The organism is Sphingomonas sp. (assembly GCF_013812825.1).
Classification (GTDB): domain Bacteria; phylum Pseudomonadota; class Alphaproteobacteria; order Sphingomonadales; family Sphingomonadaceae; genus Sphingomicrobium.
Map to the genome: position 1 here is coordinate 22,654 of NZ_JACCSU010000016.1, position 10,837 is coordinate 33,490.

Consider the following 10,837-nt stretch of genomic DNA (forward strand, 5'->3'; position numbering starts at 1 on the left):
GGTTCGATGACAATCACCATTTCGAGCGCGTTCGACGCGGGCAACATTCGCGTCGTCAGCCAGGACGGCGACCGAGTCGACCTGGAGATCGTCAAGGACCACATGTCCGACTTCTACCAATGGTTCCACTTCCGCCTCGCGGGTGCCGCCGGTCGGGACTTGACCCTGCGCATCCTCAATTGCGCCGGCTCGGCCTATCCGCATGGCTGGCCCGACTACCGAGCATGCCTGTCGCTCGACCGCGAGGAATGGGTTCGGGTCGCCGACACCAGCTACGCCGACGGCATCCTTACGGTGAAGCTGACGCCACCGACCGACTGCGTGTGGCTGGCTTATTTCGCGCCTTTTTCGATGGAGCGGCACCACGATTTAATCACCGCCATCGCGGCGCTCGACGGCGTCGGCTACAGCTCGCTCGGCAAGTCGCTCGACGGCCAGGACATCGATTGCCTGACGATCGGCGACGGCGACCTCAATGCCTGGCTCTACGCCCGCCAGCACCCCGGCGAGACGATGGCCGAATGGTGGATGGAAGGCGCGCTCGAAAAGCTCTGCGACCCCGAGGACCCGGTCGCGCGGGTGCTTCGCCGCGAGTGCACGTTCCGGGTGATCCCGAACATGAACCCCGACGGATCGCGCCGCGGGCACCTGCGCACCAACGCGGTCGGAGTGAACCTCAACCGCGAGTGGCACGCGCCGAGCGCCGAGAAGAGCCCTGAGGTGCTGTGCGTGCGCAATGCGATGGACAAAGTTGGCGTCGATTTCGCGATGGACGTCCACGGCGACGAGGCGATTCCCGCCAACTTCCTCGCCGGCTTCGAGGGCATCCCGTCGATCACCGAGCGCCAGACTCGATTGTTCAAATTGTTCAGCGACACGCTCGAGCGGCTGTCGCCCGACTTCCAGACCGCTCAGGGCTACGAGATCCCGGCGCCCGGCCAAGCCAACATGTCGATGTCGACCACCCAGCTCGCCGAGCGCTTCGGCTGCGTGTCGATGACGCTCGAAATGCCGTTCAAGGACAACATCAACCTGCCCGACCCGGTTTACGGCTGGTCGCCGCAACGCTCGAAATATCTCGCGTCCGCGTGCCTCGACGCGCTTCACGCGATCCTTCCCGAGCTCAAGGCCGAGCGAAAGAGCGCGTCCCGGGCCGCCTGATGCCGACCCTGGTCCTTCTTCGCCACGGTCAGTCGCAATGGAACCTCGAAAATCGCTTCACCGGCTGGTGGGATGTCGACCTCAGCGACCAGGGCGCCGCCGAGGCCCGCGCCGCCGGGAAGTTGCTCAAGGACCGCGGGCTCGACCTCGACCGCTGCTTCACCAGCGTCCTGACCCGCGCCATCCGAACGCTCGACCTGGTGCTCGACGAGATGGACCGGCTGTGGCTCCCCGTCGCCAAGCACTGGCGCTTGAACGAGCGGCATTACGGCGGCCTGACCGGCCTCGATAAGCAGGAGATGATCGACCGGGTCGGCGCCGAGCAGGTGCAGGCCTGGCGGCGCTCGTTCGACACGCCGCCCCCGCCGATGGACCCCGACAGCCAATACGATGTGGCCGGCGACCGCCGCTACGCACGGGTCGAGGTGCCCAAAAGCGAAAGCCTCAAGGATACCATCGCTCGAGTGCTGCCCTATTACCAAGCCGAGATCGCGCCCGCGCTTCGCGCCGGCCAGCGGGTGCTGGTGTCGGCCCACGGCAATTCGCTTCGGGCGCTGGAAAAGCATCTGTCGAACATCGGCGACGACGAGATCATGGGGCTCGAGATCCCGACCGGCGAACCGATCGTCTACGAGCTCGGCGACGACCTTGCGGTCCGCGACCGTTATTATCTGGCGGAACGCGCCGCCTAGCCGACGGCGGCGGCTTTTTTGACGTACATCGCCTGGTCGGCCCGGGCCATGACCGTTTCGGGATCGTCGTCCGGGGCGATGACGCCGATGCCGATCGCGACCCCGAGCTGCAGCGCCGCGCCGTCATGGCTGAAGTCGCACCTCGCGATCCGCTCGACGAGCCGCGATGCGGTTTCGTCGGCAATCGCCTGGTCGGCATGTTCGAGCAGGATGCCGAACTCGTCGCCGCCGAGCCGAGCCACGCAATCGCCGTTGCGCACTCCGCTGACCAGCAGTTGCGAAACCCGGATCAGCGCTTCGTCGCCGGCCTGGTGGCCGTGACTGTCGTTGATCCGCTTCAGCCCGTCGATGTCGACGAACAGCATCGCCGCGTCGTCGCCGTAGCGCTTCACGCGGGCGATCAGCCCCTCGAGCTGAGTCATGAAGCCGCGGCGATTGGGAAGCTCGACCAGCGGGTCGAGGTGGGCGAGCTGGTCCAGCCGCTCGACCATCGCCTGCAACCGGGCGATCTCGCCGCGCAGCCGAGCAACTTCGCTCGCCAGCTCTTCGCTGTTGGACGGATCGATAAGCTCTTCGGCCATGATCGACGTTTTCGCTTCCCCCGTCCGGAACATAGCTCGAAAAGCGCGTTCGGCAAATCCGCTGCGGGAGGCCGCGATTGCGCCCATCCTCTCATCTTCCTAAACGATCCGGCTTGGTTTTCATGCAATCGGGACGATCATGAGCGAGCCGCTGGTCGGGATCATCATGGGCAGCAGCTCGGACTGGGAGACGATGCGCCACGCGGCCGAGACCCTCGACCGCCTCGGCGTCGCGCACGAGACCAAGATCGTTTCGGCGCATCGGACGCCCAGGCGCCTCCACGAATATGCGGCCGCGGCCAAACAGCGCGGTCTCAAGCTGATCATCGCCGGCGCCGGCGGAGCCGCCCATTTGCCCGGAATGACCGCGTCGATGACCCCGCTGCCGGTGCTCGGGGTGCCGATCGAGACCCAGTCGCTGAAGGGCATGGATAGCTTGCTGTCGATCGTCCAGATGCCGGCCGGGGTGCCGGTCGGGACTTTGGCGATCGGCAAGGCCGGGGCGATCAACGCCGCTCTGCTCGCCGCCGCAATCCTCGCCGATGGCGACGACGAGCTCGCCGCTCGGCTCGATTCCTTCCGCGAAACCCAGACGAAGTCGGTCGCCGAAACCCCCGGATGACGCCGGCCGTGAGCAAAGTCGAAGTGGTCGCGCCCGGTTCCATCATCGGCATCGTCGGCGGCGGCCAGCTCGGCCGGATGCTGGCGGTCGCGGCCGCCCGGCTCGGCTACAAATGCCACATCTTCGACCCGCACGAGCACCCTTGCGCGGCGGACGTCGCGGAGGCCTTCACGCGCGGAGCGTTCGACGACAGAGCGGCGCTCGAACGGTTCGCCGGCCAGGTCGACGTCGCGACCTATGAATTCGAGAATCTCCCGGCCGAGCCGTTGACTGCGCTCGGGCCCAAACTTCGTCCCGGCGTGCGCTCGCTCGCGGTCGCCCAGGACCGCGCGGAGGAAAAGTCGTTCATCGAATCCACCGGCGGGCGAGTCGCCCCGTGGCGCTCGGTCGCAAGCCTCGGCGAAGTTCAGGCGGCCGTAGGGGAGCTCAAGCTGCCGCTGGTGCTCAAGACCCGGCGCTACGGATACGACGGCAAGGGACAGGCCTGGATCCGCACCTGGCAAGATGTGGCGGCGGCGTGGGACGCGATCGGCCGCGAGCCGGCAATCGCCGAGGCGGGAATCGAATTCACCGCGGAATTCTCGGTCCTTCTGGCGCGCGCCCCGGGTGAAGCGGGCTGCGTCTTTTGGGATGTTCCCGAGAATGTTCACGAGGACGGCATTCTTCGCCGCTCGATCGTCCCGGCGAGCCCGGCGGTCCTCGGCCAAGCCGAGCCGGCCCAAGCGATGGCCCTCCACATCGCCGAGGCGCTCGACCATATCGGCGTGCTCACCGTGGAGTTCTTCGCCACCCCGTCCGGGCCGCTGGTCAACGAGATCGCGCCGCGCGTGCACAACAGCGGCCACTGGACGATCGAGGGTGCGGTCACCTCGCAGTTCGAGCAGCACGTTCGGGCGATCTGCGGATTGCCGCTCGGCTCGAGCGACCGAACCGGCGCGTCCGTGACCATGGACAATCTCATCGGCGACGAAGCGAGTCGCTGGCCGGAGCTCGGCGCCGAGCCGGGCGCCCGCCTCCACCTCTACGGCAAGGGCGAGGCCCGTCCCGGCCGCAAGATGGGCCATGTCACGCGCGTGGTCCATTGAGTCGCTGCGGGGGCCGAAAAACTCATTAATCTGTGTCAGTTAGCGGATCCATAAAGGCGGCGTCCGCATTGTTCGGCCCGCGAACGCCCCAGCTCCATGGGGTGGGTCAAAGCAGGACACGAGCAGTGGCTGACCTCGCTCCCATCGTCGTCTTTCGAGAGACGAATTGCACTCCATACGGGCTGGCGATCGAGGGCCGCGATTGCGAGAGTGCATTCGACTGGACGTCCAGCGACTATTGGCGAGCTCGCGAGCGCGCTGAACGGGCTGCGGCCAAGACGGCCCAGTCGCCAAGCGCCCGGGCCGTTCATCAGGAACTCGCGCAGGAATACGCAGCGCGCGTTCGGCGGCTCGAAGGCGACAGCCGCACGGCATCGACGGGATAGTGATCGTGCGGGCGCGACAGATCGCCGGCTGGGCGCTGCTCGCTGCCGTCGCTGCTTTTGCTGTGCTGATGGCGGCCGGGCCTCTGCACCTGATCGATCCGATTACCAGGGTCTATGTCGGGTCGATTGCGGCCCTGGTCGTCGCCCTCAGCGCGGTTGCCTTCGTCGCCGTTCATTTCGTCACCCGCAACCGTCGTCGCGGTTGACGTCCGCGGTCCGTCAATCGAACTCGCGCCGCCCACGGAATTTCCACGATTGATCCGCACCGCCGCTCTGCGCTGACACGGCACTCACAGGGTCAGAAGTGATCCCATTGCGCAAACCGCCACGCAGCTTCCCATCACGAGGCCGACGCCCCACGCCCAACGATCGCTGCCATTCACGACAATCACCTGACCTGTTTGCCCGCCCCGGACATCGTGGGCGCCCACACAGCTAGCGATCAGTTCTAAAGATCGAGCTAATGTCCGCTCTTGACCGAAAGTGGACATTCGCCAATGGCAAATTTTGCGCCCACACACGCCCGTTCCGACCACTAGAAACCGCATTTTTAAAGCGGCTGTTCGTTTCAGTTAGATTGCGATGATGATTCCTGCCGAGCGCATCCGGTTCTGAGAGGCGATTACGTCAGTCGCGCTGCTGGCCTATGCATTTTGTTCTTCGGTTTGAGTCCTCCGGAAAGCCGCCGCCTGCGCTTGCCGCGGCCAACCTCGGTGGCCAACGCTTCCAGCTTCGGCTCCCAGTGACCGCGAAACCGCTCCAGCCAAAGGTCAATCTCCTGCAAACGCCCTGTCTCGACGGCGTAGATACGACGCGCGCCTTCAGGCCGCACAGTGGCGAACCCATTTTCCCGCAGGACCCGCAGATGCTGAGACACTGCCGCCTGAGTGATGCCGAATTCGGCGTGGATGACGTCAACAACCTCGCCCGATGAGTGCTCGGCCTCTGCCAGAGCCTCCAGGATTCGGCGGCGCACGGGATCACCAAGAACGTCGAGTGCGTGCATCAGTGGTTTAGTCCGGTTGCGGGGGCGCGCCGGTATAGAAGTTGGCTGTTCGTTCGGCGGCGGCACGCGCTACGGCCGGGTCTTCGCCGCGCGCGACATCTACGTCGCCCCAGCCTTTCGCGCTTTGATTTATGAATGCCTTCCCACCTGACGACTTGGCAAATGCCTCTTCGTCAATCTTGGGCACCTCAGGATCGAGCAGGTAGAGCGCCATGCCTAGAAGGCCCAGTTCCCATCCCACGCCGACTGCACCTGGGCCAAACTGATCCCAGAAGGGGCTAACAGTGGCTGTGTGAGTCAGGGTCAGACGAGCGCGACTCTCGCCCTCCGCCGCCAGACCGACAACAACCCAACTGACATCGCCCTGCATTTCCCATGTGGTGCTGAGATGTTCAGGCGGTTCGCACTGCGTGATCTCGCCACTTGCGTTGCCTGTGAACTTGAAACGGCCGCCCAGCCGCAGTTCGCCCTCCACGGGCAGGAACCAGCGGGGGATACGTTCCGGCCTGGTCAGGGCGCCCCAAAGATCGTCGATGTCAGTGTCATAGCTGCGCGAAAGGATGACGGAGCGCGCCGGATTTCCATCTTTCTCCAGATCGGCAACCGAACGGTCTACTCCTCCCAGATGGCGCTGAATATCAAAGATCATAAGGTCCTAGCCAAAAGCCTCTACTAATATAAGTAGGAACTTATATGATGGCGCAACGAAGTCAAACGACTGAAAGTCAGTGCCTCTACCGCCGCTTCGTCTGATCTGCTGAGCTCCAGCGGCAGGCTCAGTTAGTCCTCCTGTTCAGCTCACGATCCATCGCTTGGGAGGCATGTCCAAGAAGGAAGGCATGTCCGCTTTCCACCCGTTGCGGACGTTAGAGGGCTCCACCACTGGTGTGCCAGCCCGCGCACGCGTATGATAGCGAACTCTTTTCAAGGGAGGTGCGCCATGCACCGGGATGGCGACGAAGTTCACCTGAGCGAATGCGAAGCCAGTGGCGGCGAGCAGCATCACCACTTGAGATATATCCTCGGCATCTCGCTCGCGCTCGCCCTCGTGGCGATGTCGCTGGCGTGGATCATCCCGGCCCTGATCGAAGGTTAAGCGGGGACGAAAACGCGAGTGCGAGGGCTGATTTCGCGCGGCTCCGCTTTCCACCCAAAGCGGACATGAACGACACGTGCTGAGCCGCTGGCGAGCGATGATAGCCGGCGGATCAGGGCTCGCGCAGCTTGAAATTGGCCGTCACGCCGATTCCCGTGACATCCGCGCCGAGCGCCTCGAGCCATCGTGCGAGCTCGTGCACCGAGTTGTTAAACAGGCTGTAGCGTGCATCGTCGGGCACGAAGATGCGGCCGCTGGGATGCGCCACGGCCTGCTCGCGCCGCCGTATCCATCGCGCTTCCAGATGGCGCTGCAGCGCGCGGGCCCGCGCGCGTTCAACGTTCAGAGCAAGAACCTTCTCGGCCCCGACGCGGGCGGCAAGGTCCTGCGCCGGCTCGCCCGCGGCAAGCTCGCGCCGGCTGAGGGTAGAGCGCGGAGAGGCGAACAGCGACTGCAGACCCTCCAGCGGCCCGGTGCGCTCGAGCGCATACCAGTTCCAGTCGCCCCATGACCATTCGACGAGGCTGGCGTCCTCCTTGGGCAGCGCAAGACTCGCATGGCGGCCGTAGTCGATGACGAACACGCCCACAGGATCCGACACGTTCGTAGGGGGCTCGATCACGTGCTGGCATCCGGCGAGCCCCATGCCGGCGATCCACAGGAACACCAGCGGCACCAGCGCCGGCTTGGCTTTCCGCTCGGCCTTCGATCGCATCAGCTCCGCTCCAGGTTCGGCCCGTCGAGGGATGCTAGTCCGCCGCGGCTGCCCGAACAACGCGCTCGCGCGCTGTCGCGGCGGACCGGGACGGCTCGTCGCGGGCCAGCGGAATGTCGGCTTTCCACCCATTCACGACATTAGCGGCCTAGCGTCGGCTTTCCACCCATTGCGGACATTAGCTGAGTTGACTGGAGTGTCGCTCCGCGCGGGAGCGACCCCTATACCGACCACTTGATCTGGAACTCGACCTCTTCTTCCTTCGCTCCCCGCTCATGTTCGATGTTGTAGGTCGCCCGGACCGGCACGGATATCCGCTCGCCGGCAATCTGGATTTCGAACCGTTGGCCGCTCTCCAGCGCATCGGCGAGGCGGCGAAGCTTCTCGATGAACTGGGGGAGCGGATAGTCCTTCTCGATGTCTCGGCTCGGCTTGGACTTCATTTTCAGTTCTCCCGATCGGTGGGCATCGCGTGATCGAGCGCCAGGAAGCGCCGTTGGCCCGACAACAGTGCCGACCTCAACCGTGTGTCCGCTTGAACGCACAGCCGCCATGGACCGGTTGCTCCCGCAACCCACTCGCCCGGCTCGGCGCCCTTCCGGCTCTAGCGCGGCTCGATCACCTCGATCGGCATCCGCAGCTTGGCCAGTTGCGGGCGGATCTTGGCGGCGTCGCCGACCACCACCCAGACGAAGCCCCGCGGAGCGATCGCGGCGCGCGCCGCCTGGTCGAGGCTCGCCCGGGTCAGCGCCCGATATTTGTCGGCGAGCAGCTCGTAATAATTATCCGGCCGCCCGAGCAGCGCGTTGGTCTGCATCGCCGCCATCACGGCATCGGAGGTTTCGAAACGCCCCGGCAGCTGCTGGATATTGTTGGCCGTGATGCGCTTCAGTTCCTCTTCGGTGGTGCCTTGGGAGCCGAGGAAGGCCGAATAGTCCTTGGCCAGCTCGCGGATCGCATCGGCGGTGCGGTCGGCCTGGACCGGAGCGGAGACGATGTACGGCACGATATTCTCGTGGAGCTGCATCGTGCCGCGGACGCCGTAGGACCAGCCCTTGGTCTCGCGAAGGTTCATGTTGATCCGAGCCAGGAAGCCGCCGCCGATGACGTCGTTGGCGCTGGTCAGCGCGGTGACGTCGCTGCGCGGATCGACCGGAGTGACCTGTCCGCCGAGGATCACCGATTGGGGCGACTGCGGGCGGTCGATCAGGTAGATCTTCGGGTTCTCGAGCCGCGCCGGAGCGGCACTGAACTGCTTGGTGCCACGCGCGACCGGCGGCGGCGACCACTGCCCGAAGCGAGCGTCGAGCTCGGCCTGGATTTCCGCCAGCGGCCGGTCGGAGACGACGAAGACCTCCACATTGTCCGGGCGCAGCCAGCGCTGCTGGAAGCCGATCAGGTCGGCGCGGGTGAACCGGGTCACCGCCGCCGGATCGCCAGCCGCGGTCGTCGCGTAGGGATGCGTCGGCCCGTAAAGCAGAGCCGGCAGCGCCCGGTTCGCCATCCCGTTGGGGTCCTTGAGCTGCTGCTGGATTGCGGTCAGCGTCTGCGACCGGACGCGGTTGAGCTCGGCATCGGCGAATGCGGGATTGCGGACGACATCGGCGAGCAGGTCGAGCGACGGCCCGAGATTGGCGCTGAGCGTCGACATTCTGACCGTGCTTCGGTCGGCTGAGCCGCCGGCGTTAATCTGGGCGCCAAGCCGCTCCATTTCTTCGGCAATCTGCTGCGAACTGCGCGTCGCCGTGCCTTCGTCGAGCAGCCCCATCGTCAGATTCTGGAGGCCGCGGCTGTCGGGTGCGTCGGCCGAGTAGCCGGCGTTGAACGACAGCGCCACCTGGGTCACCGGAACCGCGGTGCGCTGCGCGTAGTGGACCTTGACTCCATTGGCCAGGGTCACATGGCTGACGTCCGGGAAATCGAGCGGCGCCATTGGCCCGAGCGGCGGGATCTCGCGCTTCTTCGAGACGACGATTTTCCCGTCGCCTTTCTTGGTCGCTTGGGCGACTGCTTTCGCCTCCTGATAATCGGGCCGGTCGCCCGGTTCCAAGCGGATGGTCAGCGACGGCTTGGTCAGCCATTCGTTCATCGCCGCTCGAACGTCGGCCGGAGTGATGCTGGCGTAGGTGGCGAGAGTCTTGCGGTAGAAATCGGAGTCGCCGGAGTAGATCTGCCCCTCGGCGAGAGCGACGGCCTTGCCGCCGAAGCCGCCGACCTGCTCGAGCCCGCGGATCCGCTGCGCGACCTCGCTGGTCGCGGCGCGGCGCACCTCGTCCTCGTTCGGGCCCTGCGAGATGAACTGGCGGATCAGCTCATCGAGGCGCCGTTCGACCAGCGCCGGGTCGACCCCCGGCTTGACCGTGGCCGTGGCGGTGAAGATGCCGACCCGCTGGAACGGGATATTGCCGGCGGTGACTCCGACGGCGACTTTCTCGTCGCGCACCAGCACATTGTCGAGCCGCGAGCTGGCGAGCCCGCCGAGGATCGAGCCGGCGATGTCAAGCGCGACCAGCTGCCGGTCGAGAATCCCGGGCATCGGCCAGTAACGCTGCACGCTGACCGCAGCGACGCGGTCCTTCATCACCACTGTCTTGGGCGCGGTCAGCACCGGCACGCTGGCGTCGGCCGGCAGGTTGACCGGCCCTTGGTTGATCTCACCGAAATATTTCTCGACCAGCGGCCGCGCGGTCGCGGCGTCGATATCGCCGGCCAGCACCAGGACCGCATTGTTGGGTCCGTAATTGTCGCGGAACCAGGTCTTGACGTCGGCGAGGCTGGCCGCGTCGAGGTCGGCCATCGAGCCGATCGGACTGTGCCGGTATGGGTGGCCCTGGGGGAACAGATTTTCGAGGATCTCGTAGAACACGAGGCCGCCGGGCTGGTTGTCGCCCTGGCGCTTCTCGTTCTGGACGACGCCGCGCTGGTTATCGAGCTTCTGCTGGGTGACCGCTCCGAGCAGAAAGCCCATTCGGTCGGATTCCATGAACAAGGCCCGCTCGAGAGCGCCCGTCGGCACCGTCTGGAAATAGTTGGTGCGGTCGAAATGGGTGGTGCCATTATAGTCGGTGGCGCCGATCTGCTGGAGATATTCGAAAAAGTCGCCCGGCAAATTCTCCGAGCCGTTGAACATCAGATGCTCGAACAGATGGGCGAAACCCGTCTTGCCCTTGGGCTCGTCCTTGGAGCCGACATTGTACCAGGTGCTGACCGCGACGACCGGCGCCTTGCGGTCCTCGTGGACGAGCACGGTGAGGCCATTGGCGAGGCGGAAGCTCTGGTGCGGGATCGCGACCTGCTCGACCAATTTCGCCACCGGAACCGGATCGTTGCTTGGCGCGAGCGGTGCCGCGGTCGCGGCGGTTGCTTCGCCCATCGCGCGCGGCTGCGTAGTCGCGCAAGCGGCGAGCAGCGAGGTGCCCGCAAGGAGGAGAGTCAGGCGGCGCAAGCGACTGGACATCAAGCGTTCCTCAATAAGTTTGGCGCGACCCTAGCC

The 10,837-nt window shown here is 65.4% G+C and carries 13 protein-coding genes; 7 read left to right on the top strand and 6 right to left on the bottom strand.

Annotated elements, in window-relative coordinates; genetic code table 11:
• Positions 1 to 6 precede the first annotated feature (6 nt).
• Together H0T81_RS01890 and gpmA are read left to right on the top strand one after the other, a co-directional pair.
• Entirely contained in the window at positions 7 to 1,161 is a 1,155-nt protein-coding gene (locus H0T81_RS01890; protein ID WP_294009200.1) for a M14-type cytosolic carboxypeptidase, read from the top strand.
• Positions 1,161 to 1,853: a 2,3-diphosphoglycerate-dependent phosphoglycerate mutase gene (gene gpmA, locus H0T81_RS01895; protein WP_294009202.1), complete on the top strand. Its 693-nt coding sequence runs from the start codon at positions 1,161 to 1,163 to the stop codon at positions 1,851 to 1,853. The genes H0T81_RS01890 and gpmA overlap by 1 nt, the downstream gene beginning before the upstream one ends.
• On the opposite strand, the gene H0T81_RS01900 is transcribed toward gpmA, so the two are convergent.
• Positions 1,850 to 2,434 (bottom strand): GGDEF domain-containing protein, encoded by a 585-nt coding sequence (locus H0T81_RS01900; RefSeq protein ID WP_294009204.1) that lies wholly within the window; start codon positions 2,432 to 2,434, stop codon positions 1,850 to 1,852. The genes gpmA and H0T81_RS01900 overlap by 4 nt on opposite strands.
• A 139-nt stretch (positions 2,435 to 2,573) precedes the next feature.
• Here H0T81_RS01900 and purE point away from each other — a divergent pair, with 139 nt between their 5' ends.
• The 4 genes from purE (at position 2,574) to H0T81_RS01920 (ending at position 4,733) form a co-directional block, all read left to right on the top strand.
• Entirely contained in the window at positions 2,574 to 3,056 is a 483-nt protein-coding gene (purE, locus tag H0T81_RS01905) for a 5-(carboxyamino)imidazole ribonucleotide mutase (RefSeq protein WP_294009206.1), read from the top strand.
• 8 nt (positions 3,057 to 3,064) lie between these two features.
• Positions 3,065 to 4,141, top strand: a complete 1,077-nt coding sequence (locus tag H0T81_RS01910; RefSeq protein WP_294009208.1) for a 5-(carboxyamino)imidazole ribonucleotide synthase — start codon at positions 3,065 to 3,067, stop codon at positions 4,139 to 4,141.
• Between the two features lie 125 nt (positions 4,142 to 4,266).
• Positions 4,267 to 4,527, top strand: coding sequence for a hypothetical protein (locus H0T81_RS01915; protein WP_294009210.1), 261 nt, complete (start codon positions 4,267 to 4,269; stop codon positions 4,525 to 4,527).
• The gene (locus tag H0T81_RS01920) at positions 4,527 to 4,733 is read left to right on the top strand and encodes a hypothetical protein (RefSeq protein WP_294009211.1); all 207 of its coding nucleotides are present in this window, start codon (positions 4,527 to 4,529) and stop codon (positions 4,731 to 4,733) included. Before H0T81_RS01915 ends, H0T81_RS01920 begins: the two co-directional genes overlap by 1 nt.
• 416 nt (positions 4,734 to 5,149) lie before the next feature.
• Here H0T81_RS01920 and H0T81_RS01925 read toward each other — a convergent pair whose 3' ends face one another.
• Positions 5,150 to 5,533, bottom strand: coding sequence for a metalloregulator ArsR/SmtB family transcription factor (locus tag H0T81_RS01925; RefSeq protein WP_294009213.1), 384 nt, complete (start codon positions 5,531 to 5,533; stop codon positions 5,150 to 5,152).
• 7 nt (positions 5,534 to 5,540) lie between these two features.
• Positions 5,541 to 6,182 (bottom strand): SRPBCC family protein, encoded by a 642-nt coding sequence (locus H0T81_RS01930; protein ID WP_294009214.1) that lies wholly within the window; start codon positions 6,180 to 6,182, stop codon positions 5,541 to 5,543.
• 291 nt (positions 6,183 to 6,473) lie between these two features.
• Between H0T81_RS01930 and H0T81_RS01935 the strand changes: the two genes are divergently transcribed.
• Positions 6,474 to 6,629 (top strand): hypothetical protein, encoded by a 156-nt coding sequence (locus H0T81_RS01935; RefSeq protein WP_294009216.1) that lies wholly within the window; start codon positions 6,474 to 6,476, stop codon positions 6,627 to 6,629.
• 112 nt (positions 6,630 to 6,741) lie between these two features.
• Here the strand turns inward: H0T81_RS01935 and H0T81_RS01940 are convergent, their stop codons facing one another.
• From H0T81_RS01940 to H0T81_RS01950, 3 genes are all read right to left on the bottom strand, one after another.
• The gene (locus tag H0T81_RS01940; protein ID WP_294009218.1) at positions 6,742 to 7,344 is read right to left on the bottom strand and encodes a hypothetical protein; all 603 of its coding nucleotides are present in this window, start codon (positions 7,342 to 7,344) and stop codon (positions 6,742 to 6,744) included.
• Between the two features lie 221 nt (positions 7,345 to 7,565).
• Positions 7,566 to 7,787: an amphi-Trp domain-containing protein gene (locus H0T81_RS01945; RefSeq protein WP_294009220.1), complete on the bottom strand. Its 222-nt coding sequence runs from the start codon at positions 7,785 to 7,787 to the stop codon at positions 7,566 to 7,568.
• A gap of 161 nt (positions 7,788 to 7,948) precedes the next feature.
• Positions 7,949 to 10,801, bottom strand: a complete 2,853-nt coding sequence (locus H0T81_RS01950; protein ID WP_294009222.1) for a pitrilysin family protein — start codon at positions 10,799 to 10,801, stop codon at positions 7,949 to 7,951.
• Between the last annotated feature and the right edge of the window lie 36 nt (positions 10,802 to 10,837).

Coding starts and splice junctions, on each gene's coding strand:
- H0T81_RS01900 (WP_294009204.1), bottom strand. CDS start 2,434: ATGGCCGAAGAGCTTATCGATCCGTCCAACAGCGAAGAGCTGGCGAGC.
- H0T81_RS01940 (WP_294009218.1), bottom strand. CDS start 7,344: ATGCGATCGAAGGCCGAGCGGAAAGCCAAGCCGGCGCTGGTGCCGCTG.
- H0T81_RS01935 (WP_294009216.1), top strand. CDS start 6,474: ATGCACCGGGATGGCGACGAAGTTCACCTGAGCGAATGCGAAGCCAGT.
- gpmA (WP_294009202.1), top strand. CDS start 1,161: ATGCCGACCCTGGTCCTTCTTCGCCACGGTCAGTCGCAATGGAACCTC.
- H0T81_RS01890 (WP_294009200.1), top strand. CDS start 7: ATGACAATCACCATTTCGAGCGCGTTCGACGCGGGCAACATTCGCGTC.
- H0T81_RS01930 (WP_294009214.1), bottom strand. CDS start 6,182: ATGATCTTTGATATTCAGCGCCATCTGGGAGGAGTAGACCGTTCGGTT.
- H0T81_RS01950 (WP_294009222.1), bottom strand. CDS start 10,801: ATGTCCAGTCGCTTGCGCCGCCTGACTCTCCTCCTTGCGGGCACCTCG.
- H0T81_RS01945 (WP_294009220.1), bottom strand. CDS start 7,787: ATGAAGTCCAAGCCGAGCCGAGACATCGAGAAGGACTATCCGCTCCCC.
- purE (WP_294009206.1), top strand. CDS start 2,574: ATGAGCGAGCCGCTGGTCGGGATCATCATGGGCAGCAGCTCGGACTGG.
- H0T81_RS01925 (WP_294009213.1), bottom strand. CDS start 5,533: ATGCACGCACTCGACGTTCTTGGTGATCCCGTGCGCCGCCGAATCCTG.